Annotated in this window: 19 protein-coding genes and 1 tRNA gene; 12 read left to right on the top strand and 8 right to left on the bottom strand. The window is 32.3% G+C overall.

Translation table 11 applies throughout. The features are described from left to right. Positions 1 to 15 precede the first annotated feature (15 nt). Positions 16 to 900, bottom strand: coding sequence for an NAD kinase (locus V7P59_RS11790; protein WP_333810350.1), 885 nt, complete (start codon positions 898 to 900; stop codon positions 16 to 18). A gap of 11 nt (positions 901 to 911) precedes the next feature. Then, on the bottom strand, positions 912 to 1,571 hold the full coding sequence (locus V7P59_RS11785; RefSeq protein WP_333810349.1) for a CBS domain-containing protein: 660 nt from the start codon (positions 1,569 to 1,571) through the stop codon (positions 912 to 914). A 94-nt stretch (positions 1,572 to 1,665) separates the two neighbouring features. On the opposite strand from V7P59_RS11785, the gene V7P59_RS11780 reads away from it, so the two are divergent. From V7P59_RS11780 to clpX, 8 genes are all read left to right on the top strand, one after another. Next, on the top strand, positions 1,666 to 2,379 hold the full coding sequence (locus V7P59_RS11780) for a pyridoxine 5'-phosphate synthase (RefSeq protein ID WP_333810348.1): 714 nt from the start codon (positions 1,666 to 1,668) through the stop codon (positions 2,377 to 2,379). A gap of 4 nt (positions 2,380 to 2,383) precedes the next feature. Further along, complete coding sequence (locus V7P59_RS11775; RefSeq protein ID WP_333810391.1) at positions 2,384 to 3,145, top strand: alpha/beta fold hydrolase; 762 nt, start codon at positions 2,384 to 2,386, stop codon at positions 3,143 to 3,145. A gap of 119 nt (positions 3,146 to 3,264) precedes the next feature. Further along, entirely contained in the window at positions 3,265 to 4,494 is a 1,230-nt protein-coding gene (locus tag V7P59_RS11770; RefSeq protein ID WP_333810347.1) for an OmpP1/FadL family transporter, read from the top strand. A gap of 17 nt (positions 4,495 to 4,511) precedes the next feature. Next, a complete protein-coding gene (locus tag V7P59_RS11765; protein WP_333810346.1) occupies positions 4,512 to 6,083 on the top strand; it encodes an SGNH/GDSL hydrolase family protein in 1,572 nt (523 codons plus the stop codon). A 77-nt stretch (positions 6,084 to 6,160) separates the two neighbouring features. Continuing rightward, a complete protein-coding gene (locus tag V7P59_RS11760; protein WP_333810345.1) occupies positions 6,161 to 6,505 on the top strand; it encodes a phage holin family protein in 345 nt (114 codons plus the stop codon). A gap of 101 nt (positions 6,506 to 6,606) precedes the next feature. Further along, positions 6,607 to 7,932 carry a trigger factor gene (gene tig / locus V7P59_RS11755; protein WP_333810344.1) on the top strand — a complete coding sequence of 442 codons (1,326 nt, stop codon included), beginning with the start codon at positions 6,607 to 6,609 and terminating at the stop codon, positions 7,930 to 7,932. Between the two features lie 166 nt (positions 7,933 to 8,098). Further along, positions 8,099 to 8,755, top strand: a complete 657-nt coding sequence (clpP, locus tag V7P59_RS11750; RefSeq protein ID WP_333810343.1) for an ATP-dependent Clp endopeptidase proteolytic subunit ClpP — start codon at positions 8,099 to 8,101, stop codon at positions 8,753 to 8,755. 72 nt (positions 8,756 to 8,827) lie between these two features. Continuing rightward, entirely contained in the window at positions 8,828 to 10,060 is a 1,233-nt protein-coding gene (gene clpX / locus V7P59_RS11745) for an ATP-dependent Clp protease ATP-binding subunit ClpX (protein WP_333810342.1), read from the top strand. Positions 10,061 to 10,108: 48 nt separating this feature from the next. Here clpX and V7P59_RS11740 read toward each other — a convergent pair whose 3' ends face one another. The 3 genes from V7P59_RS11740 to V7P59_RS11730 all read right to left on the bottom strand — a co-directional run bounded on the left by V7P59_RS11740 (position 10,109) and on the right by V7P59_RS11730 (position 13,710). Next, positions 10,109 to 10,243, bottom strand: a complete 135-nt coding sequence (locus tag V7P59_RS11740; protein WP_333810341.1) for a hypothetical protein — start codon at positions 10,241 to 10,243, stop codon at positions 10,109 to 10,111. 28 nt (positions 10,244 to 10,271) lie between these two features. Continuing rightward, positions 10,272 to 11,834, bottom strand: coding sequence for an OmpA family protein (locus V7P59_RS11735; RefSeq protein WP_333810340.1), 1,563 nt, complete (start codon positions 11,832 to 11,834; stop codon positions 10,272 to 10,274). 364 nt (positions 11,835 to 12,198) lie between these two features. Continuing rightward, a complete protein-coding gene (locus tag V7P59_RS11730; protein ID WP_333810339.1) occupies positions 12,199 to 13,710 on the bottom strand; it encodes a GH3 auxin-responsive promoter family protein in 1,512 nt (503 codons plus the stop codon). 100 nt (positions 13,711 to 13,810) lie between these two features. Here V7P59_RS11730 and V7P59_RS11725 point away from each other — a divergent pair, with 100 nt between their 5' ends. Continuing rightward, positions 13,811 to 14,602 (top strand): DUF2797 domain-containing protein, encoded by a 792-nt coding sequence (locus V7P59_RS11725; protein WP_333810338.1) that lies wholly within the window; start codon positions 13,811 to 13,813, stop codon positions 14,600 to 14,602. Positions 14,603 to 14,648: 46 nt separating this feature from the next. On the opposite strand, the gene V7P59_RS11720 is transcribed toward V7P59_RS11725, so the two are convergent. Both V7P59_RS11720 and sppA read right to left on the bottom strand, forming a co-directional pair. Continuing rightward, positions 14,649 to 17,270 carry an AsmA-like C-terminal region-containing protein gene (locus V7P59_RS11720; RefSeq protein ID WP_333810337.1) on the bottom strand — a complete coding sequence of 874 codons (2,622 nt, stop codon included), beginning with the start codon at positions 17,268 to 17,270 and terminating at the stop codon, positions 14,649 to 14,651. A 143-nt stretch (positions 17,271 to 17,413) separates the two neighbouring features. Next, the gene (gene sppA / locus V7P59_RS11715; protein ID WP_333810336.1) at positions 17,414 to 19,180 is read right to left on the bottom strand and encodes a signal peptide peptidase SppA; all 1,767 of its coding nucleotides are present in this window, start codon (positions 19,178 to 19,180) and stop codon (positions 17,414 to 17,416) included. Between the two features lie 115 nt (positions 19,181 to 19,295). Between sppA and folK the strand changes: the two genes are divergently transcribed. After that, positions 19,296 to 20,429 carry a 2-amino-4-hydroxy-6-hydroxymethyldihydropteridine diphosphokinase gene (gene folK / locus V7P59_RS11710; RefSeq protein WP_333810334.1) on the top strand — a complete coding sequence of 378 codons (1,134 nt, stop codon included), beginning with the start codon at positions 19,296 to 19,298 and terminating at the stop codon, positions 20,427 to 20,429. A 76-nt stretch (positions 20,430 to 20,505) separates the two neighbouring features. On the opposite strand, the gene V7P59_RS11705 is transcribed toward folK, so the two are convergent. Beyond that, positions 20,506 to 21,033 (bottom strand): RNA methyltransferase, encoded by a 528-nt coding sequence (locus V7P59_RS11705; RefSeq protein WP_333810333.1) that lies wholly within the window; start codon positions 21,031 to 21,033, stop codon positions 20,506 to 20,508. A gap of 164 nt (positions 21,034 to 21,197) precedes the next feature. On the opposite strand from V7P59_RS11705, the gene mutS reads away from it, so the two are divergent. Beyond that, positions 21,198 to 23,765 carry a DNA mismatch repair protein MutS gene (mutS, locus tag V7P59_RS11700; RefSeq protein ID WP_333810390.1) on the top strand — a complete coding sequence of 856 codons (2,568 nt, stop codon included), beginning with the start codon at positions 21,198 to 21,200 and terminating at the stop codon, positions 23,763 to 23,765. A gap of 153 nt (positions 23,766 to 23,918) precedes the next feature. After that, positions 23,919 to 23,991 (top strand) — tRNA-Gly (locus V7P59_RS11695). Positions 23,992 to 24,053: the final 62 nt, after the last annotated feature.

Genomic DNA, 24,053 nt, shown 5'->3' with positions numbered 1-24,053 from the left:
GATATAAAAAGAGTGTTAATTTCTTTTGTCTTCTCCCCAAAGTAATTTTTTTCGAATAGTATTAAGGAAGGATTCTTCTTTAAATTCAATTATCGAAATTGTAAACTGTGATTTTTTAATTTTAACTATAGTATCTTTAGAAACGGCAGAAATTCTAGAATCTAATGAAATTAAAAACTGTTCTTCTCTCCCTGAAACGCGAAGTTCAATTTCCATGTCATCAGTTATAACTAAAGGTCTCGCATTCAAATTGTGAGGAGCCATTGGAGTAATTACTAAGCTTTCAACGTTTGGAGTTAACACGGGACCACCACAGCTTAATGAATAACCTGTAGAACCTGTAGGTGTAGAAACAATTAAACCGTCAGCCCAGTATGAAGTAAGATATTCTCCATTTAAATAGGTAACAATTGTTATCATCGAAGTAGTATCTTTTCGGGCTACTGTAACCTCGTTTAAAGCAAAGTCGAGTTCTTGAAAATTGTTGTATTTTGGTGTAGTTTCAATACTTAATAAAGTTCGTTTTGAAATAGCATAATCATTGTCTAACAGCTTTTGTAAAAGAGGTTCAATATTTTCAAATTGAATGGTTGCTAAAAAACCTAATCTTCCCGCGTTAATTCCTATGATAGGGATGTTTTTGTCTCTTACAAAAGTAGCGGCTTTTAATATGGTTCCGTCTCCACCAATACTAATTAGAGCTTTTAAATCAGTATCTAAAGTATCATAATTTGAATAGGTTTTGTATTCTTTTGAAATAATATTTTTTTCTTTTAAAGTGTTTAAAAAATGAGATTCAAAAGCGATTTCAATTTTTTTTGATTCTAAAAAAGATACTACTTTTTGAACCGTTTCTGCAGTGCTATTTTGATAATATTGACCAAATAGTGCTATTTTCATTACGATTTATTTTAAATATTTAAATATTTGTCTAAGTAATCTGAACGTTCTTTTAAACTATTCAAATAAGAATCTTCTTGATGTTCAGAAATAATTTCATATTCATAACGCCTAAAAGTCTGAATAATATCGTTCAATCCACTTTGACTGATTTTTACTGTAATTTCTACTTTATTTCCAACAATATTTGAGATGAATAGTCCTAGAATTTTAGCATTATTACTTTCTACAATTTGAGCCACTTGGCTCATTGAGAATTTGTCTGATTCTTTTTCTACAACTATAATTCCTCCTTCTTCTTTCAGAAAAGGAGTTTCATGGAAAAAACGAATAACATCTTCCAATTCATAATATCCTAAATAAACATTTTTTTCATCTAAAACCGGAATTAAGTTGCTTTCATTTTTGGCAAAAATTTCTAAAACATCAAGCCAAATGGTTGTGGTACGAACAAAAAAGCGTTCAAAATGAAATCTGCTATCATTAATAATAGCATCACTGTTTAAAAGTTCTACACTTTCTTTGCTTACACAACCTATATATACGCCATCTTCTGTAACAGGAAAGTGCGTGTAAGGAAAATCTAAAAACAAATCTTGCGCATCTGTAATAGAATCAGTGTGTTTTAGAGGTTTTATTTCGTTATTAATGTAACTTGTTAAATTGTTCATTGAGAATATGATGAAAATTTATCGCAAAATAATCAAAAAATCCCACATGCTAGCTAACTTATACTTTGTATTTTTGTATAAATTAAAAATTATTATGACAAAGTTATCAGTAAACATTAATAAAATTGCGACACTTCGAAATTCAAGAGGAGGGAATGTGCCTGATTTATTGAAAGTTGCAAAAGATATTCAAAAGTTTGGTGCTGATGGAATTACGATTCACCCACGACCAGATGAACGTCATATTCGTTATCAAGATGCACGTGATTTAAAATCTATTGTTTATACCGAATATAATATCGAAGGAAATCCTCAACACAACTTTATTGATTTGGTTTTAGAATGTAAGCCAACACAAGTTACCTTAGTTCCAGATGCTATTGGTGCTTTGACTTCAAATGCAGGTTGGGATACAATAAAACATCAATCTTATTTGATAGAAGTAATCCAGGAATTTCAACGTAACGGAATTAGAACTTCAATTTTTGTTGATCCGGATGAAAAAATGGTAGAAGGGGCAAAAGCAACTGGGACAGATAGAATAGAACTATATACCGAATCTTTTGCTCATGAGTATGGTTTAGGAAATAAAAAAGGAATTGAACCTTATGTAAAAGCTGCTATTAAAGCTAATGAATTAGGGTTGGGAATTAATGCAGGCCATGATTTAAGCTTGGATAATATTAAATTTTTTAAAGATAATATTCCACAATTGCTTGAAGTTTCGATTGGTCATGCTTTAATTTCGGAATCCCTATATTTAGGATTGGAAAATGTAGTGAATATGTATCTTCAAAAATTAAAATAAGATGTTGTTGCATTCAAGAATAGAAGGCGAAGGAAAGCCGCTGGTTATTATTCATGGTTTTTTAGGTATGTCGGATAACTGGAAAACATTGGGAACTCAATTTGCAAATGAAGGTTTTCAAGTACACGCTTTAGATTTGAGAAATCATGGAAAAAGTTTTCATTCGGATGATTTTTCATATGATATTATGGCAGAAGATGTAAAGCAATATTGTGAATACCATCAATTAAAAGATGTTACTATAATTGGACATTCTATGGGTGGAAAAGTAGCTATGCTTTTAGCAACAACTTATCCTGAATTGGTTTCTAAATTAGTGGTAGCTGATATCGGACCAAAATATTATGCACCGCATCATCAAACTATTTTAGCAGCATTAAACACGGTTGATTTTTCAAAAAAACCGAGTAGAGGAGAAGTTGAAGAGATTGTTTCAGGCTATATCAGAGATTTTGGAACACGCCAGTTTTTACTCAAGAATTTGTATTGGGAAGCCCCCGAACAATTGGCATTCCGATTTAATTTGAAGGTTTTTAATGAAAAAATTGAAGTTATAGGGACTGCTTTGCCTTTCGAAAATATTTTTTCTAAAGATACTTTATTCCTCAGAGGAGATAAGTCAGATTATATTTTGGATAGTGATTTTGAAACAATATATCATCATTTCCCTAAAGCACGTATTGAAACGATAAAAAATGCAGGACACTGGCTACATGCCGAAAATCCTAAAGATTTTTTCTCAATTGTGGTAAATTTTATTAAATAATCAGTAAAAAAATTATGCATGCATAATTTTTTAGTTAAAAAAATTGTAAAATTCATATTTTGTTATAATTTTGAAGTTAAGATTTTACAAACAAAGAAAAAACTAACACATTTTACATTATGAGAAAATTACTTTCTTTAACATTATTGGCTTTGGCTGGCTCTACTGCTTTTGCAGGTGGATATAGAGTTAGTATTCAAGGTCAAAAACAATTGGCTATGGGGCACACAGGTGTTGCAGTAGTTAATAGTGCTGAGGTTGCGTTTTTCAATCCAGCAGGTATGGCTTATTTGGATAAAAAATTCAATTTATCGATTGGTGGAAACGGATTGTTTGCAAATACTAAATTTCAAAATTCTCGATATGGATGGGAAGCTGATACAAAGAATGTGGGAACACCTTTTAGTGTTTATGCAACTTACAAATTAAACAATTGGTTTACTGCTGGTTTAGCGGTTTATACTCCTTATGGTAGTGCTGTAGAGTGGGATCAAGATTGGGTTGGTTCTCATTTAGTAAATAATATTGATTTAAAAGCAATTTTTGTACAACCATCTATTTCAATTAGAGTAGGTGAGCATTTTAGTGTTGGAGGAGGGCCAATTTTGGCATCAGGTTCTGTTAATTTTAATAGAAATGTTGATAGATCAACTTCAGGAGATAATGGAAGAACAGATTTAACAATTGAATCTAAAGGAATTACTGCTTGGGGTTATACAGCTGGTTTTATGTTTAATCCAACAGATAAATTAAGATTAGGGATGAACTACCGTTCTGAAATTATTATGGAGGCAAGAGATGGAGATGTTACTTTTGGAGATTATCCTTCATTCGGAACTGCGCCTACCACAAAATTTAATGCGGATTTGCCTTTGCCTGCAGAATTAACGGTAGGGTTATCGTATAAGTTTACAGATAAATTTTTAATGGCTTTTGATTATAACAGAGCTATGTGGAGTACTTACAAAAGTTTAGATGTAGATTTTACTAATCCGGCTTTGACAGATTCACATAACCCAAGAAATTACAAAAATTCTAGTACTTACAGAGTGGGTATGCAATACATTGCAAATAATAAATTTACATTTAGAGCAGGTTGGTATTTTGACGAAAGTCCAGTTCAAGATGGTTATTTTGCACCAGAAACTCCAAGAAACGATTCTATGGGATATACAGGAGGTTTAACGTATCAAGTAAATAATAAATTAGGTGTTGATTTTTCATTCCTTTATTTACATTTTGATGAAGTGGATAATTCTTACGATCACGTTAGTGATGGGAGTAGCTTTGGAGGAACTTACAAGTCTGTTGTGTTTTCACCAGGTATTGGTATAACTTACGGTTTTTAATTTTTAATATTTGAAAGATGAAAAATAAATTTATATATTTAGCTGTTTTAGCTGCTGGTTTTGCTTCATGTGAGCCAGAATTTGAAAATAGTGTCGATGCAAATTATTCGGCTGGAGAAGCTGATTTTACAACATATGTTGCAGTCGGAAATTCATTAACTGCAGGTTATATGGACGGTACTGTATCAAGAGTTGGGCAAACCTATTCTTATCCTAATCTACTAGCTCAAAAATTCGCATTAGTGGGAGGTGGAGAATTTACACAACCATCTTATGCAGATGATGTTAATAATTTAGGAGGTCTAATGTTAGGCGGTATTCAAATTGGAACAACACGTTTGGTTATTGACGCTTCTGAAAGTCGTCCGGAAAACATAGTGGGAACTCCAACAATTGAAGTTTCTAATCTACAAGCTACAGCTTACAATAATATGGGAGTGCCGGGAGCTAAATCGTTCCATTTATTAGCGTCAGGCTATGGAAATGTAGCTGGGGTGTCTTTAGGTCAAGCAAACCCTTATTTTGTTAGACATGCAACTTCTCCATCTGCTACCGTTTTAGGAGATGCAATGTCAAAAAATCCAACCTTTTTTACTAATTGGATTGGGGCAAATGATGTTTTAGCTTATGCAACATCAGGAGGAACTACTTCTTCTGGAGCTGCAGCTGCAGATCATAATACTACTGGAAATTTAAATCCAGCGACTTATGGTGGTAATGATATTACAAATGCAAATGTTTTTGCAAATGTTTACAATACAATTATAACAACTTTAACTTCTAATGGAGCAAAAGGAGTTGTTTGTACCGTTCCTAGTGTAACTTCAATTCCTTATTTTACAACTGTTCCTTATAATCCACTGTCGCCAACTGCTTTAGGTGGAGCAACTAACATTGCTACCTTGAATGCTCAATTATATGGACCTTTAAGTCAAATATTTTCTGCATATGGCGAGCCAAATAGAGTAAAATTATTATCCTCAACTGCAGCAAATCCAATTTTAATTTATGATGTTGATGCTGCTGATAGATCAGCTCAAATTACAGGAGCATTAACACCTACATTAGGATTAGCAACAGCAACAGCTTTTGGTCAAGTATTTGGTAAAGCACGTCAAGCAACTCGTGATGATTTGATAGTTTTACCAGCTTCTTCAGTTATTGGAACAGTAAATGCTGCAGCTCCTGCAGGAGTTAATATTAATGGAGTTACATATCCAATGGCTAATAAATGGGTTTTAACTGCTAATGAGAAAGCTAAAGTTGCTAATGCGACTGCTGCATATAATGCTTCAATTCGCTCAATTGCTGCTTCAAAAAATTTAGCAGTTGCAGATATGAATGCTGTCATGAATCAGCTTGTAGGTGGTTTAAGAATAGAAGATGGAACTATTTATACTGCAAATTATTTCTCTGCTGCTACAGCTAATACTGTTTTATTTTCTTTAGATGGTGTACATCCTAATCCTCGTGGTTATGCAGTTATTGCAAATGAAATTATTAAGGTGATTAATCGTCATTATAATGCTAATTTGCCTATTTATGCTGCGCCAAATTTCCCAGGAATTAATATTGTAGGTTCAAACTAAGTTTTTAAAAAATAGTTTTAAAAGGCATCATTATTGATGCCTTTTTTTGTAATTTTAAATTTTAAATAAAATCGAAAATGAATTTACTTATTAAACTTCTTATTAGCACAATTGTAGTTTTTGTATTGTCTTATTTTTTGCCTGGAGTCCATGTGACTGATTTAACGGGAGCGTTATTAGTTGCTGTGGTTTTGGGTCTTTTGAATGCATTTTTAAAACCTATTTTAGTCTTGCTTACTATTCCAGTAACCTTTTTTACACTGGGCTTATTCTTGTTGGTAATCAATGCTATAATCATTTTAATTTGTGATTATTTTATTGTAGAATTTCGTGTGGATGGTTTTTTGGATGCACTTTTATTTAGTGTCTTGTTATCAATAATACAATCAATTTTAAATAAAATCTTTGTTAGTGAAGATTAATTTTTAGCGAATTGAATTTCAATAAATTAAAAACTTGTTTGGGTTGTAAAAATTCTATAATTTTGCAACCCAAATTTTATGGTACTTAAACAAAAGAAATAATGAACATTACAAAAACGCAAGTTGATGATTTAAATGCTATCGTAACTGTAGCAATTACTAAAGAAGATTATTCAGATAAAGTAGAAAAAGTATTAGCTGATTATAGAAAAAATGCTTCTATTCCGGGATTTAGAAAAGGAGCTGTTCCAATGAGTTTAATTCATAAACAATATGGTAAAGCAGTATTGTTAGATGAAGTAAATAAAATTTTACAATCGTCTTTAAACGATTACTTAGTAGCTGAGAAATTAGATATTCTTGGTAATCCGCTTCCAAAAGTAACAGAAGACTTCAACTGGGATAATGATGATTTATCTTTTGATTTCGAATTAGGTTTAGCACCTCAATTCTCAGTAGATTTAACGGCTAAAAATAACATTACGAAATTTAATGTTGTTGCCGATGATAAAATGTTGAACGACCAAGTAGAAAGAATTCAAAAACAATACGGAAAATTAATTTCTCAAGCAGAAGTTAAAGCTGATTACGAAGTAAGAGGAACTTTTACTAACGAAGAAAAAGGTATCAATGCTCCAGCTAACTTTAGTTTAGATATTTTTGCGGATAAAAAAGTAACCAAAGCTTTCATTGGTAAAAAAGTTGGTGATGTGGTAACTATCGGAACTAAAGGTTTATTTGACGATGATCACAAATTAATGGATTACTTAAAAGTAAGTCATGATGATGTTCACGGTTTAGATATCAATGTTGATTTTACTATTGAAGAAATCAATGCAATTGAAAAAGCAGAATTAAACCAAGAATTATTTGATAAATTATTCGGACCTGGCGTTATTTCTTCAGTTGAAGATTTAAAAGCTAGAATCAAAGAAGATGCTGAAGCACAATTTGCGCAACAAGCAGATCAAAAATTTTTAAATGATGTTACTGAGTTTTTAATTGAAACTACAAAATTTGATTTACCAGCTGAATTCTTAAAAAGATGGATTCAAAATGTAGGTGAAACACCTTTAACTGCTGAACAAGCTGAAGAAGAATATGCAAGATCTGAAAAAGGATTACGTTTCCAATTAATCGAAGGTAAAGTAATGGCTGAAAACAATTTACAAATCACTTTCGAAGATTTAAAAGCGCATACTGCAGATTTAATTAAGAAACAAATGGCGCAATTTGGTCAGTTAAATCCATCTGAAGATGAAATTAACGGAATTGTTGCTCGTGTAATGTCAAACCAAGATGAGGTAAAACGTTTATCAGAGCAAGTAATGAGTGAAAAAATGTTAGGTCTTTACAAAGAAAAAGTAAAAGCGAAAACAAAAGAAGTAAATTACGAGCAATTCATCAAAGAAATGTACGGAGAATAATATCTCGCAAAAAATAATTATCTTTGAGCGTCAAACTAGTTTTGGCGCTTTTTGTTTCAAGACAATTTGTCACGAAAAGAGATAGGCATGAACTTTGTAAAATATTAAGGGTTTAAGTTTGATTTCTTTTTAAACTTATAATCTCATAAACTTTTAAACTTAATTTATGAATTACGGTAAAGAATTTAAGAAATATGCTACTAAGCATCACGGTGTAAATAGTTTATATTACGATAAAATCGTTGGCAGTATGACGCCATATATTATCGAAGAACGCCAATTAAACGTAGCTTCAATGGATGTTTTTTCACGTTTGATGATGGATAGAATCATTTTCCTTGGAACAGGAGTTGATGATTATGTAGCAAACATTATTCAAGCGCAATTGTTGTTTTTAGAAAGTGTTGATGCTTCTAAAGATATCAGTATTTATATCAATTCTCCTGGAGGAAGTGTTTATGCTGGATTAGGAATTTACGATACAATGCAATTCGTAAAACCTGATGTGGCTACTATTTGTACCGGTATGGCGGCTTCTATGGGAGCAGTTTTACTGTGTGCAGGAGCAGAGGGAAAACGTTCTGCTTTACCACATTCTAGAGTAATGATTCATCAACCATCTGGAGGAGCACAAGGTGTAGCAACCGACATGGAAATCAACTTAAAAGAAATGTTGAAATTAAAAGAAGAATTATATCAAATCATTTCACATCATTCAAAACAACCTTACGATAAAGTTTATAAAGACAGCGAAAGGGATTATTGGATGAAAGCAGCTGAAGCTAAAGAATATGGAATGATTGATGAGGTTTTAACAAGATAATTTAAAAAGTAATTAGTGATTAGTAAAAAGTGATAAGCTATTTACTAATCACTTTTTACTAATCACTAAAAAATGGCTAAAGAAGTATTAGAGTGTTCATTCTGCGGAAGGAAAAAGCCTGAAACTAATTTATTAATTGCAGGAATTAATGCGCATATTTGCGATAAATGCATCGAACAAGCACACGGAATTGTATTAGAAGAATTAAAACAATCAGGTAATTCTAATTTAGTTGCTGATTTGATTCTTTTAAAACCAAAAGAAATTCGTGCGTTTTTAGATGACTACGTTATTGGACAAGATCAAACTAAAAAGGTAATGAGTGTAGCGGTTTACAATCATTACAAACGTTTGATGCAAATTCAATTAGAAGACGAAGTTGAGATAGAGAAAAGTAATATCTTGATGGTTGGACAAACTGGAACAGGGAAAACATTAGTGGCAAAAACCATTGCTAAAATGTTGAATGTTCCTTTGGCTATAGTTGATGCAACTGTTTTAACTGAAGCTGGTTATGTAGGTGAAGATGTAGAAAGTATCTTAACTCGTTTGTTGCAAGCTGCCGATTATGATGTAGCCAAAGCCGAAAGAGGTATCGTTTTTATCGACGAGATTGATAAAATTGCCCGTAAGAGCGATAACCCATCGATAACCCGAGATGTTTCGGGCGAAGGAGTACAACAAGCTTTGTTAAAATTGTTAGAAGGAACCGTTGTAAACGTACCACCTAAAGGAGGAAGAAAACATCCGGACCAAAAATTTGTCGAAGTCAATACTCAAAATATCTTATTCATAGCTGGTGGCGCTTTTGATGGTATTGAAAGAATCATTTCAAAACGTTTGAACAGACAAGCAGTGGGTTATAGTTCGTCTATTGGAACTGACCATATTGATAAAGATAATTTGTTGCAATATTTGATTCCAAAGGATGTTAAAGATTTTGGATTAATCCCAGAAATTATTGGCCGTTTACCAGTTTTAACACACATGGATCCTTTGGATGCAGAAACGTTAAGAGCTATTTTAACAGAGCCTAAAAATGCCTTAGTAAAACAATATAAAAAATTGTTTGAAATGGATGAAGTGACTTTAGATATCGAAGAAGAAGCTTTGGATTATATCGTTTCTAAAGCTTTAGAGTATAAACTTGGGGCAAGAGGTTTACGTTCGTTATGCGAAGCTATTTTAACAGATGCTATGTACGAATTGCCAAGTTCTGACGATAAACATTTGCAAGTAACAAAAGAATATGCTGAGAATAGTTTAAGTAAAAATTTACTACAACGTTTAAAAGCAGTTTCTTAGCGAAATAAAGTTAAGTAAAAAGGTCGCCATTGGCGACCTTTTTTATGATTAAGCATTTTTCTTTTCCTCGATTGTTTTAATTGGTTTGGTGTGACAATACCTTGCTTTGCAACTCCAACCGCTTGAACAAGATGTTAATAATGCAATTGTAGATAAGGCCAATACTAGAGAGATTTTTTTCATTTTTTATAGTTGTATTTAAGAGAGAATATTATTTAACGATTTTGAATTCAACTCTTCGGTTAGTTTGGTCTTGTTTTGCAGTACATTTTTCGCACTTTTCTAATAATTGACTTTCACCAAAACCTTTATAAGTTAATTGAGTTGCAGAAACACCTTTTTTAAGTAAATATTGGTAAGCTGCTTGTGCTCTGCTTTCAGATAAGTCTTGATTGTACGATTCAGAACCTTTGCTATCGGTGTGAGCATTAATTGTAATACTCATTGTAGTGTTGTTTTTAAGAACTTCAACAATTTTGTTTAAAGATAATTCTGATTCTTTTTTTATTGTTGACTTATTGAAATCAAAATAAATATTTTCAATTACAATTGCATCTTCAGTAATAACTGCTTTTTTCTGAGTTAGAGCAATGTTTTTATCGGTGTCGCCCGTAGCAATAGTTAATTTTTTAGTTTCGTAACCATCTTTTACAACTTCCACATTATATCTGTTTAATGGTTCTAAAGCTAATTTAATTTTACCATTATTGTCAGAGTGTGTTTCAGCTAATTTTGTTCCAAATTCGTCTGTTACCACAACAGTTGCGTTTGGTAAAGCTGTTTTGGTTACTTCCTCTACAACAGTGTAAGTGAAGTGTAAGTTTTCTTGTTTTTTAATTTCAAATTTTAAAATATCAAAATTTCCTGATTGTTTTTTATCAGTTGAAATATATCCTTTTGATGGAGAAGTCATAACAAAAGCCACATCATCTCTTCTCGAATTTAAATCAGTTCCTAAATTCATGGCTGCTAAAAATGAATTATCAACATTAGCTGATCTAAAAACATCGTAGCCGCCTAAGTTGATATGACCTTTTGAAGAAAAATATAAATATTTGTTATCTGTAGACATGTACGGATATTTTTCGTCAGCAGCAGTATTTACATTCGGCCCTAAGTTAACTAGTTTTCCTATAGTTCCATCTTCTGCAATCGTAGCTTCATAAATATCAAATCCACCAAATCCGCCCGGAATATTTGTAGCTATATAAATTTTCTTTCCATCAGGCGATACACTTGGAGTTTCAACTGAGTATTCCTCTGGAACAACATTTAAATTCATAATGTTTGTCCATTTTTTTGGATCTTTCTCGTTAAGAGTTGCTTTGTGTAATGTGAAAATTTGTTTGTTGTTAGGGTTTTCTTGAGTAAAGAAAATGGTTCTTTGATCAGATGAAAAGCTAACAGAACCTTCTTCGTTTTCTGAATCCAACGTTTGTGAGAATAATAAAGGGAATGATAAGCTACCATCTTCTTTGATATCAACACAATATAAGTTATTATTTGGTGTGTTTGTGATTGGATTTATAGTTACATCAGCATGTCTTCTTTTTTTGTTAGATAAGATGATGTATTTATTTTTAAAAAAAGTGGTGCCAATTTCATTTAACTCAGAATTGATTCCTGTATCATTAAGAATAAAGCTAACTCCTCTTGAGGTTTTATTAATAGCGTTGATAATTGCTTCTGCTCCTTCTGAACGTTTTGGCTCTTGTCCAAATGAAGTTATACTTATTAAAAGTAATACTAAAATAAGAATTTTGTTTGGTTTCATAAATTTATTTGCTGTAGGGGTAAAGTGTTAATGATTCTTCAAAACGAGTGCAAAAATAAAGGTATTTCTTGTGAAAAAAATATTTGTTAAGGTAAATTGTTGATAATTTCTTAAAAATCGATGAAATGCAAAAAAAATCGATTTATTGCATCTACAAAAAATCGATTTTTTAATGAAAGTGTGAAAATATAAGTTTAACACTCATATGTTTTAACTAACGCCTTATATATTGATGGTTTTTTAGTTTTTTCTATCTTGTTTTCGCATTTTCTATACGGGCCGCATTTGTAGCGTCTTGGACCACAAGAAAACGTGAAGGCTAAAATGGCTAATAGTAAAAAACTAAGGATTATTTTCTTCATATTTATTGTAAGGATAATAAACTTTCTAAATATATTCTATCATTTGAAAGTCGCGGTACTTTGTGTTGTCCGCCTAATTTATCTTGTTGTTTTAACCAATCATAAAAAAGGTTTTCACGGGCCACATTTAGTACTAACGGATTTAAAGTCATATTATTATAACGCTTTGCTTCGTAATCCGAATTTACATTTTGTAAATTTTCATCTAATGCCTTTCTGAAGTTTTCTAGATTATCAGGTTTAGTTTTAAATTCAATAATCCATTCGTGCGCTCCTTTTTGTTTTTCGTTCATGAAAATGGGAGCAACAGTATAATCGGTAATTTCACAATTGAATTCTTTGCAAGTTTTGGTTAAAGCCGTGTCGGTATTTTCAACCATTAGTTCTTCTCCAAAAACATTAATATGATGTTTTGTTCTTCCGGTAACTTTAATTCGGTAGGGACTCAAAGAAGTAAAACGAATCGTATCCCCAATTAAATAACGCCACAAACCAGAGTTAGTAGTAATGACCAAAGCATAATTTTTATTCAATTCTACCTCATTTAATCGAATAACGCGTTGATTTAGAGTTCCAAAAGTATCCATCGGAATAAATTCATAAAAAATTCCGTAGTCTAACATTAATAACAATTCGTTGGAATCATTTTGATCTTGAATAGCAAAGAATCCTTCTGATGCATTGTAAATTTCGTAATATTTAAAATTGTCTTTTGGAAATAATTTCTTGTATTGTTCTCTGTAAGGATCAAAATTTACACCGCCATGAAAATAAACTTCAGCATTAGGCCAAAGTTCTAACATGTTTGATTTTCCAGTAGTTTCTAAAGTTTTTTGGAGTAAAACAAGCATCCAACTTGGTACGCCAGCTAAACTGGTGACATTTTCATTAATGGTTTCGTTAATAATAGCTGGTAGTTTGGTTTCCCAATCACCCATTAATGAAGTTTTGTTGCAAGGTGTAGAACTAAATTCTGCCCAAATAGGCATGTTGTCAATCAGAATTGCAGATAAATCGCCAAAGAAGGTGTTGTTGTCTTCATACAACTGCTTGCTTCCGCCTAAGCGTAAACTCTTTCCAGTAAATAGTTGTGAATCTTCATTGTTGTTCAAGTACAAACATAATAAGTCTTTACTGGCTTTGTAATGACAATTTTCCAAGGCTTCTGGGCTTACAGGAATAAATTTGCTTTTTGCATTGGTAGTTCCACTTGATTTTGCAAACCACTTGATATTGGAATTCCAAAAAACATTTTGTTCACCTTGTCTTGTTAGTTCAATCAAAGGTTCTAAATCTTCATAAGTAGAAACAGGAATTCGCTCACTAAAAGTGCCATAATTTTTCATAGTAGAAAAATCGTACTTTTTACCTATTTGTGTATTCTCTGCAGATTTTATTAGGCTTAAAAGTAATTCTTCTTGTACTTCATGCGGATATTTTAAAAACAATTCCATTTGATGAATTCGTTTCTTTAAAATCCAAGTCGCTACAGAATTTATAATTTGTAATGGCATTTACCTACTTCTAATTTTGAATTATTAAATGGGAATAATAACTTTACCAAAAATAGCATTTTTTTTAAATAATAAGGCTAAAAAGTAAATCTTAACATAAATGATATATCAAGGCACACTTACCAAAATGCAAACGGAGTTTGGAAATCCAATTCAATATTACTTGGTTTTTGAAAATAGTTTTTTAAATCTAAACCAACTTTTAGGAAAATCATTAGCAATTGAATTTCAAGGTTATCAATGTTTAAATTGTGGTAAAGCCAAGAAAATTTTTCGTCAAGGATTTTGTTATGATTGTTTTATGAGCAGTCCAGCAGTAGGCGATTGGATTATGAAACCCGAATTAAGCACTGCGCATTTAGAGATTGAAGATCGTGATTTGGACTACGAAAAACGCGTACAATTGCAACCTCATGTAGTGTATTTAGCCTTGTCAAGCGAAGTTAAAGTGGGAGTAACAAGAAAAACTCAAATTCCTACTCGTTGGATTGACCAAGGTGCTGTGCAAGCCATTCCAATTGTGGAAGTGCCCAATAGATATTTAGCTGGAATTACTGAAGTTGCCTTGAAAAACCATTTTTCTGATAAAACCAATTGGCAAAAAATGTTGAAAAACGAAGTGCCTGATATGGATTTAAGCGCTGAACGCAATAAAGTATTCGATTGGTTGCCTGTCGAAGTAAAAGATTATTTTCCAACCGAAGAAAAAATCATTCAACTTGATTTTCCTGTTTTACAATATCCAAAAAAAGTAACGAGTTTAAATTTAGATAAAACACTTAATTTTTCAGGAACGCTAACCGGAATTAAAGGACAATACTTGCTTTTTGAAGACGGAACCGTTTTCAACGTAAGAACGTATGAAGGTTATGTGGTGAAGATGAGTTTGTAAAACAAAACCCTTTCAAATTTGAAAGGGTTTTGTTTTTCTATCAAGATTACTCATCTTTTTTCTTCTTTCCGCCAAACAAATCTTTTAGAGCACCGGTTGCTTTATCTTTAACGGTGTTTTTAATTTCCTCTTTTGGAGTAGTTTTAGGTTTTGTGGTATCAGTTGCTGTTGTGGTTCCTGTTGTATTCGCTTTGGTACCATTAAGCATATTGGTCAAGGTTGATGTTCCTTGATTTATTAATTTTTCTTTCTGCATTTTTACCAATTGTGTAGTCAAATTGGTTGTTGATTGTTTTAAATCGGTATTGAATTTAGGTTGCGAAAAATTACCTGTCATCAATCCTGTTACTGGAATACTTGTAATTTTTTGTTGGTCAGCAGGCGTTAATTTTGCAATTAAGTTGTTAACTTCTGTGCCTAAATATTTCACTGGAACATCAAATTTTAAATTGTAATTCATTGTTTGATCAAAACCATGACTTCCGCCAACATTTACTGTGATATCTTGATATTTGATATCAAAAGGTTTTACGTTTACTTTCCCATCTTTGAAAGTTAAAGCCGCTTTGATATCATTTAAATTAAGCTTATTTAAGTCGATGAATTTTAAGTTAGAACTCAATGTAGTTAACATAGCCGAATTCTTTTCATTAACTGTTGTAGATAATAATTGCCCAAATAAATCTCCAGAAATCGTTTTTAAATTTGGTGTCATATCGTTTTGTAAATCACCCGAAAGTTTAATGGTCGAATTCAGTTTTCCATTGATTACACCTGCAATTGGAGCAATCGATTTTAACATGTCTAATTGCGTGAATGATTCGGCAATATTAACGGCATTTAGACCTAGATCCATATCAAATTTTGGAGTATTTCCTTTGGTTGAAACGGTTCCAGTTAAACCAATATTTCCACCAAAAACACCCATTTTTAAATTGTTTAGGGTTACCGCTTCATCTCTGATAAGCATAGTTCCTGAAACATCTTTCAAATTCAAATTGTCATAAACCACCGTTCCAGCTTTTGCCGAAATACTACAATCTAAGAAAGAAGGGATTTTAACTGCTTCCGTTGTTTTTTTTCCATCTGTTGTAGTAGTGGTTGTTGGTGCCATGAAATCAGAAACTACTAGTTTAGTTGAATTCATGTTGAATTTTCCTTTCAAGATTTGGTTTTTAAACATGAATCCGTAGAAATTATCTAAAGTTCCATTCACTTGAATATCAGAAGAACCTGTTTTTGCATCAAATTTGCTCAAGTTGATATGGTTCGGATTAAAAGCTACATCCGCTTGATTAATTTTAAAAGGTTTTGCCATTTCTGGACCTTCGTAATTAAATCCAGTCAGACTAATTGTTCCTGAATTTTGTATGTTTTGATACTGACTTTTCTCAACAGATTGCATGTCGAATTTCGTTTTTACATCCGCTTTTAGAATTCCAGTTAACGGTTTGTCTAATTTTACAGGATATGCTTTAGTAACGTTTGCCAAGTTGATAATTCCTTTTAATTCCGCATCCACTAAAGCGTTTGTTGCAATGTTTCTAATATTAGCTTTCGCATTAAAAACGTCTTGGTCAATAGCAAAAGAAAGTTTGTTCAAATTTACATAAGTGTCGTTCATTGCTCCCGTTTCGTTGATAATATGAGTATCAATCACAATGTTTTTAACCGATTTTGGTAAATCTGGATATTGGAATGATGCATTACTAGAAGCAATTTTAACATCAAAAGCTGGTATCGTTGTTTCGGTTAAATTTCCTTTTACTTTTCCATCTACAGAAAATTGCCCCGTTGTTTTTACTTTGTTGATATCGCCAGAATAAGCAGCAGGTACTAATCCAAGGAAGTTTTTAAAATCAGATGTTGGTGTTTTGAAAGTTAAATCATACGTTTGACCTGCTTCTGCCATTTGTATAAATCCATTAAATTCTAATGGTAATTGATTAATTAAGGCTTTGTTGTCTTTGAATTCGTATTTGCTTTTTTCTAAATCAATTCCCAAAATAGCGTCTAAAGTAATTCCTACATTGTTCATGTAGTTCATTTTTTCCATTTCAAAAGAAAGTTTAGCCGTAGTTTTGGTTTCCAAATCCAATTTTTGAGCAGCAAAGTTCCCTTTACCTTCATGATAAATGCTGTCTAAAACCATTTTCATGTTCGAACCTTGATCGATATAGCTGAATTTCAAATTTTCAACACCATATTTTTGAATGTCTAAAGAAAAAGGTTTACTGTCAGAAGGTTTTTTTTCTTCCGCTTCTTTAAGAGCAATATCAAAATTTCCTACACCATCTTTATTGAAAATAATATTTACAATTCCGTTTACAGCACTAAAACTTTCTAAACTCATGGTTTCACCTTCACCTTTAAAAAGTTCTTTAATACTCATGGTTATGTTGGTTTCGCCTGCATACAAAAGCGTATCGCCAGCAAAAGGTGCTTTGTTAATGATGCTTAATTTATCAATTGTAACATTAGCTTTTGGAAAGCTTTTAAATAGACTTAAATCTACATCTTCAAATGCAATATTGGCATTTACATTTTCGTTTAACGTTTTGGCAATCATTTCCTTGATTTTGTCTTTAAATAAAAAGGGTGCCGCAGCTAATGCGATAATGGTTACTAGAAGAAATATTCCAAGTCCTTTTAAAATTTTCTTTAACATAATTGTATTTTTAGGGTGAATATAATTGTAAGCTATACAAAATTAATACCAAATGCTTTATAATCTATTAATTTTATGTGAAACTTATAAAAAAAATCCCAAAAACAAGTTGCTTTTGGGATTTCATATTTTAATGTAAATTATTAATGAATCTCAATTTCGTAAGGCATCATCGCTTGAATACCTTTTCTGCTTTTCACACGTTTGATTTGTTCTAGCATTTGGAAACCTTCTTCGCCAAGTTGTTCTTTTAATAATTGTTCTTTAGTTTTAAACATCGCCATTCCAGTGAAATTAGCTAATAAATCTTCAAAACTCTTCTCGTATTCAGGGAAGTTTTCTGTTCTGTAAGAAGTGGTTTTTCCAAGTTTAGCTGCGTATTTGATGGCTGCATCTAAACCTCCAATTTCGTCAACTAATCCAAGTTTATGAGCGTCAATTCCTGTCCAAACTCTTCCTTGTGCAATTTCGTCTACTTGTTGAGTTGTCATTTTTCTTCCATCAGCCACACGTTTTAAGAAAGTAGCATAGGTTTTTTCGATGCTTTCTAAAACAAAACCTTTATATTTTTCGTCAATTGGTTCGAATACACTATATCCACTTGCGTTTTCGTGTGTTTTTACTTGTTCAGCATTGATTCCGATATTTTTGCCTAACTGGCTCATGTTAGGTAGCATTCCAAAAACTCCAATAGAACCTGTAATTGTATTTGGTTCTGCGAAGATTCTATCCGCATTAGCTGCAATGTAATAACCTCCAGAGGCGGCATAGTTCCCCATAGAAACTACAACAGGCTTAGTTTTTTTTGTGATTTCAATTTCTCTCCAAATTAATTCAGAAGTTAAAGCACTTCCTCCAGGACTGTTTACTCTTAATACAATTGCTTTTACATTTTTATCTTCACGTGCATCTTGTAAGGAACGTTTGATAGAACCTTCGCCAATTACATTTACATCGCCTTCACCACTAGCAATTTCACCTTGAGCATAAATTATAGCAATAATATCTTTTTTAGAATAATCTTCAACAGTTGAAGCTGCTTTTTTTGCATAATCCGTAATGCTAACAATTTGATATTTTTCTTTTTTATCTAATTTTAGTTTTGCTCTAATCATGTCATGATACTCGTCTTCATAAGCTATTTTATCAACTAATTTGTTGGCTAAAGCTAATTCTGGAGTACGAGCGCCAAGTGAATTTGCAATAGCATTAAGTTGAGCCACAGTTAATTTTCTGCTTTCAGCAATATCAGTGACAATTGTATTCCAAACCGAATTTAATAAAACCGACATTTGTTCGCGGTTTTCTGGACTCATTTCTTGTGCTAAGAAAGGTTCTACGGCACTTTTATATTTTCCATGACGAATAACTTCCATTTTTACACCTGTTTTCTCTTGCAAGTCTTTCATGTATAAAATTTCAGCAGATAATCCTTTTAAATCCACTTCTCCCATTGGATTCAAATATACTTGATCAGCAACCGAATTAATGTAATATTCTTTTTGTGAATAACTGTTGGCATAGGCATAAACAAATTTCCCCGATTTTTTAAAATCTTCTAGTTTGTCACGAACCGCTTTACTTTGCGCTAAACCAAGTTGTGATTCATTATTCAAAATGGAAATACCTTTAATTTTGTCATCCGATTTTGCTGCTTCAATTGCATTTAAAATATCCGTAACCCCATCATGATGGGCTTCAAAATAATTAAAGTCTTTAAAATTAGTCTTTCCTGCGTAATCCAAAGATACTTTTGATAAATCTAATTCAATAACCGAATTCTTTTTTACGGTAACGGTATCTTCGCCACTACCAGCTATGGCGCCAATAATGATAATCCCGAAGAAAAAAATCATGCAAAAAATAAATATCCCTACAATTGTAGCTAATACATTTCCTAAAAATCTCATTTCAATTTCATTTTAATTTACCATATTAGTAGTTAAAACCATAAAATTGTTACATGTTCATAAAAAAACCAAAAAGGTAAATTAGAAGTCTAAAATTGTTTGTTATTTTGCCAATATGAGTCAACATCAAGTCGTTTTATCTCTAGGAAGTAATCAGGGTAATCGTTTAGAAACGATTCAATCTTGTATTGATTTGATTCATAGTGAAGTAGCAACTGTGGTGAAGATTTCTAAAATTTATGAAACACCAGCTTGGGGTTTTGAAAGTGCTCCTTTTTATAACGCTGCTATTTTAATTCATACGACAAAATCGGCTCAAAAAATTTTAAATCAGGTTTTGAAAGTAGAGAAGAAGTTAGGTCGAATTCGCTCTAAAGATTCTGGTTATCAAGCTCGAATTATTGATGTGGATATCATTGCTTTTGATGAAGAAATTATTTTGACCGAAAATCTCCAAATTCCGCATCCATTAATGCAAAATCGCAAGTTTGTGTTGCAACCTATGTTGGATTTAGGTTTGAATTGGGAACATCCTACTTTAAAGAAATCTATTGCACAACTAGTACTACAAACAGATGACAAAAGCGAAATTAAAGCCGTTCATTCCATAGTTTCTCCAATTGAAAAATTACAATTACAGCAATTCAATTATATAGCCATTGAAGGAAATATTGGCGCTGGGAAAACCACATTGTCAACTAAATTATCAGAAGATTGCAATGCGAAATTAGTTTTAGAACGCTTTGCAGATAATCCGTTTTTACCAAAGTTTTACAAAGACCAAAGTCGATACGCGTTTCCTTTAGAAATGTCGTTTTTAGCTGATAGATACCAACAATTATCAGACGATTTAGCGCAATTTGATTTGTTCAAAGACTTTGTAGTAGCGGATTATCACATTTTTAAATCGTTGATTTTTGCTAAAGTAACGCTTCAAGAAGACGAATACCGTTTATACAAAACCATGTTTGACATCATCCACAAAGAAATGCCAAAACCTGATTTGTATGTGTATTTGTACCAAAATACCGAAAGATTGTTGGAAAACATCAAAAAACGTGGCAGAAGTTACGAACAAGAAATTCCAGCAGATTATTTAGAGAAAATCAATCAAGGTTATTTAGATTACATCAAAACTCAAACCGATTTGAATGTGTTGATTATCGATGTTTCTGATTTGGATTTTGTGAAGAAACAGGAGGATTATGTTTTTTTGTTGAATGAAATTAATACCAAGATTAAAAATTGATTTTGTAACACAGATTAAACGGATTTCTACAGATTTTAAAAATTTATTTAATTTCTTCAATCAGTGTTCTGAAAAATTATTTCATCTTCTGAAACAAATCCCAAATCACAATTCCAGCACTCACCGAAATATTCAACGAATGTTTACTTCCTAATTGGGGAATTTCAATAACACCATCGCTTAAATTAATAGCCTCTTGCGAAACACCTTTTACTTCGTTTCCAAAAATTAAAGCGTATTTTGTATTGGTTTCAGGTTGAAAATCATCCAACATAATGGCATTCTCGGTTTGCTCCACAGAATACACTTTTACATTTTCTTGTTTCAATTGCTTCACTACAGCTAAAACGTCTTTTGCATATTCCCAAGTCACAGTTTCAGTAGCACCAAGAGCTGTTTTGTGAATTTCTTTATTAGGCGGAGTAGCCGTAATGCCACACAAATAAATCTTTTCAATCAAAAAAGCATCCGAAGTTCTAAAAACCGAACCAATATTGTGTAAACTTCTGATGTCGTCTAAGATTACAATAATGGGTGTTTTTTGAGCTTCTTTAAACTCGTTGATGTTTTTGCGTTCTAATTCTGCGTTGGCTAATTTTCTCATGTGGCAAAAATAAAGATTAATTATAAAACTTTAAAACTTGATTTTTGAAATTGATATTGTCATTGTCTTTGAAATTATTACCTTCGCAATCATACTTAAAATTTGAAATTGTGGCTAAGAAATCTGCAGCAGCTCCCGATAAAGCACCCAAGGAAACACCTTTAATGAAGCAATACAACGAGATAAAAAACAAATATCCCGATGCGTGTTTGTTGTTTCGTGTGGGTGATTTTTATGAAACTTTTGGAGAAGATGCTGTTCGTGCCGCAGGAATTTTAGGTATTACGCTAACCAAGCGTGGTGCTGGAAGTGATAGTGAAACAGCGTTGGCAGGATTTCCACATCATTCTTTAAATACGTATTTACCTAAATTGGTTAAAGCAGGACTTCGAGTAGCGATATGCGACCAATTGGAAGATCCAAAAATGACAAAAACCATTGTAAAACGTGGTGTTACTGAATTAGTCACGCCCGGAGTTTCCATGAATGATGAGGTGTTACAGTCGAAGTCGAATAACTTTTTAGCATCGGTTCATTTTGGGAAGAAAATGGTTGGTGTTTCATTTTTAGATGTGTCAACAGGCGAATTTTTAGTAGCCCAAGGTAATGAAGAATACATCGATAAATTGTTGCAAAACTTTCGCCCGAGTGAAATTTTAATTCCGAAACAGTTTAAAAATCAGTTTCATACTGTTTTTGGTGACGATTTTCATACGTTCTTTTTGGAAGATTGGGTGTATAAAGAAGATTATGCCTTAGAAAGTTTGACGAAACATTTTCAAACCAATTCATTAAAAGGTTTTGGTGTGGAAGAATTAACCGAAGGTTTGATTGCTTCGGGTGCTATTTTATATTATTTATCGGAAACGCAACATAATAAAATCCAACATATCACAAACATTCAACGTATTGCCGAAGATGCTTACGTTTGGATGGATAAATTCACCATTCGAAATTTAGAATTATATCACAGTTATAATCCAAATGCAGTAACGCTTTTAGATGTGATTGATAAAACGCTTTCACCAATGGGAGCAAGGCTTTTGAAACGTTGGTTGGCACTTCCGTTGAAAGACATTGCAAAAATTAGAAGTCGCCATGAAGTGATTTCTTATTTGAAAACCAATCCCGAAGTTTTACAACAAATTCAATATCAAATCAAACAAATTTCCGATTTAGAACGTTTGATTTCAAAAGTAGCAACAGGAAAAATTTCGCCAAGAGAAGTCAATTTCTTGAAAGATTCCTTAGATGCGATTATTCCAATTAAAACATTGGCATTAGGTAGCGATAATGAAGCGTTACGAGTTATTGGTGATAGTTTACATGCTTGTGAATTATTGAGAGAAAAAATAAAAACCACCATTCAAGAAGATGCTCCTGTAAGTGTGAATAAAGGAAATGCAATTGCTGTTGGAGTTCATCCCGAATTAGATGAATTAAGAGCCATTTCATCAATGGGAAAAGGTTATTTAGAAGAATTAGAACAACGTGAAAGTGCTGCTTCTGGAATTCCTTCTTTGAAAGTTTCTTTTAATAATGTTTTTGGTTATTACATAGAAGTTCGAAATACACATAAAGATAAAGTTCCAGCAGAATGGATTCGCAAGCAAACCTTAGTGAATGCTGAGCGTTACATTACAGAAGAATTAAAAGAATACGAATCTAAGATTTTAGGCGCTGAGGAAAAGATTCATCAATTAGAAACACAATTGTTTGAGCAATTAGTGAATTGGATTGCTACGTATATCAAACATGTTCAGTTGAACGCGAATTTAATTGCACAATTGGATTGTTTGACGTCTTTCACGCAATTAGCGATTGATAACAAATACATCTGCCCAGATTTAGATGAAAGTTTCGATTTGGAGATTAAAGATGGTCGTCATCCTGTAATTGAAAAGCAATTACCGGTTGGTGTTCCGTATATTTCTAATGATGTTTATTTAGACAGAGAAACCCAACAAATTATCATGATTACCGGTCCGAATATGTCGGGTAAATCGGCTATTTTGCGTCAAACGGCTTTAATTGTATTAATGGCGCAAATGGGAAGTTTTGTTCCAGCAGAAAGTGTGAGAATGGGAATTGTAGATAAAATTTTTACCCGAGTAGGAGCGAGCGATAATATTTCGATGGGTGAATCTACTTTTATGGTGGAAATGAATGAAACCGCTTCGATTTTGAATAATATTTCGGAAAGAAGTTTGGTTTTGTTAGATGAAATTGGAAGAGGAACTTCAACTTATGACGGAATTTCGATTGCTTGGGCGATTTCAGAATATTTGCACGAACATCCGAATAAACCAAAAACCCTTTTCGCTACACACTATCACGAATTAAACGAAATGGAAGTTACGTTTGATAGAATTCAGAATTATAATGTTTCGGTAAAAGAATTAAAAGATACGGTTTTATTTATTCGTAAATTAGTGAAAGGCGGAAGTGCGCATAGTTTTGGTATTCACGTAGCAAAAATGGCAGGAATGCCTCAAATTGTAATTCAAAAAGCACAAAAACTATTAAAGCAATTAGAAAAAAGACATTCAAGCGAAGAATTATCCGGAATTAAATCAGCAAGTGATGAATTACAATTGAGTTTTTTTAATTTAGATGATCCGCTTTTAGAAGAAATTAAAAAAGAAATTGTAAATATCGATATCAATACATTGACTCCCGTAGAGGCTTTGATGAAGTTGAACGAAATAAAACGAATGTTGGTGAAAAAATAATTTCAAAATAAAAGATTCGTTATCAAAAGGTTAAAGAAAAGTTCTGAAAAAGTTTTGATTTTTATTCAAAAAGTGCTTGCAAGAATAAAAATATGTTCTATATTTGCACTCGCAATACGGAACAAGTATAGCAAAGTTCTTTAAAAACGCAATGCGAAAATAGCTCAGTTGGTAGAGCGCAACCTTGCCAAGGTTGAGGTCGCGGGTTCGAGCCCCGTTTTTCGCTCTAAACCAATGCTCGAGTGGTGGAATTGGTAGACACGCTGGACTTAAAATCCAGTGAACAGT

It is taken from the genome of Flavobacterium sp., assembly GCF_036782315.1.
Lineage (GTDB): Bacteria > Bacteroidota > Bacteroidia > Flavobacteriales > Flavobacteriaceae > Flavobacterium.
This window is presented reverse-complemented; position numbering and strand designations above follow the sequence as displayed.